1 protein-coding gene and 1 pseudogene are annotated in these 1,404 nt (G+C 67.2%); both read right to left on the bottom strand.

The window, feature by feature from the left end:
* Positions 1-332 (bottom strand): annotated as a pseudogene (locus tag RMP09_RS21995) (sugar ABC transporter permease); the annotation flags it as partial.
* Positions 333-393: 61 nt separating this feature from the next.
* A partial coding sequence (locus tag RMP09_RS21990) for an ABC transporter ATP-binding protein (RefSeq protein WP_310568110.1) occupies positions 394-1,404 on the bottom strand: 1,011 nt, incomplete at its 5' end.

Raw genomic sequence — 1,404 nt, 5'->3', positions numbered from 1 at the left:
GACAGCGCCACGATCACCAGCGTGGCCGAGGCCTTCCAGCCCGCGGCCGGCATGGACAGCGCCAGCGCGATGCCCAGCGGTATCTCCACCAGCAGCACGGCGCCAGAGAACTTCAGCTGGTTCCACAGCGCAGCGTGCAGGTCTTCGTCGCGCATCACGGCGGCGAACCATTCGGTGCCGACGAAGACGCGCCGCTCGGGCGAGATGATGTCCTGCACCGAGTAGTTCACCACCGTCATCAGCGGCAGGATGGCCGAGAAGGCCACGCAGATGAAGACCGGCAGGATCAGGAACCAGGCCTTCTGGTTCACGGGTTTGGTGGTCACGCTCATAGAGATTCCTTCGTGCTGCGCACTGCGGTGCGAGCTGGCTTGGGGCGGCCCGGCGCTGCGCTCATGCCATGAGCTCCTCGTTCTTGTAATAGCAGGTGTGTTCGCCCAGCACCTGCAGCCCCACGCGGTCGCCCACCGCGGGCGGCGTGGTGTCGGGTGCAATCCGCGCCTTGAGGGTCTGGCCCGCCACGTCGCAGGTCACCAGCAGGTAGGTGCCGATGTCCTGCACCTGGCGCACGGTGGCGGGCAAGGCACCGATCGCGCCGACCGGCACCAGCCGCAGGTATTCGGGGCGGATGCCCAGCTTGAGATCACCCGCGGGTAGCTCGCGGTCCGCGCTCAGGCCGAGGCCACCCACGCTGAGGGCGCCCTCGGCCACGTTCGCGGGCAGGAAGTTCATGCCCGGCGAGCCGATGAAGTGACCCACGAAGGTGTGGGCCGGCTGCTCGAACAAGGCCTCGGGCGTGCCCATCTGCACCACCTTGCCACGCGTCATCACCACCACCTGGTCGGCGAAGGTCAGCGCCTCCACCTGGTCGTGCGTCACGTAGATCAGGGTCAGCTTGAGCTCGTGGTGGATCTGCTTGAGCTTGCGGCGCAGCTGCCACTTCAGGTGCGGGTCGATCACGGTCAGCGGCTCGTCGAACAGCACGGCCGACACATCGGGCCGCACCAGACCACGGCCCAGCGAAATCTTCTGTTTCTGGTCGGCGCTCAGGCCGGCGGCGCGCATGTCGAGCTGGTGGCTCATCTCCAGCATCTCGGCGATCTGGCCCACGCGGGCCTGGATCTGGTGCGCCGGCACCTTGCGGTTCTTCAGCGGGAAGGCCAGGTTCTCCGCCACGGTCATGGTGTCGTAGATGACCGGGAACTGGAACACCTGGGCGATGTTGCGCTGCTGCGGCGTGGCGCGGGTCATGTCCTGGCCGTCGAACTTGACGCTGCCGTGCGACGGCACCAGCAGGCCGGACATGATGTTGAGCATGGTCGTCTTGCCGCAGCCCGAGGGGCCGAGCAAGGCGTAGGCGCCGCCGTCTTCGAAGCTCATCTTCAGCGGCAGCAGCGCGTAGTC

The organism is Hydrogenophaga sp. (assembly GCF_031426985.1).
GTDB lineage: Bacteria > Pseudomonadota > Gammaproteobacteria > Burkholderiales > Burkholderiaceae_C > Hydrogenophaga.
This window is presented reverse-complemented; position numbering and strand designations above follow the sequence as displayed.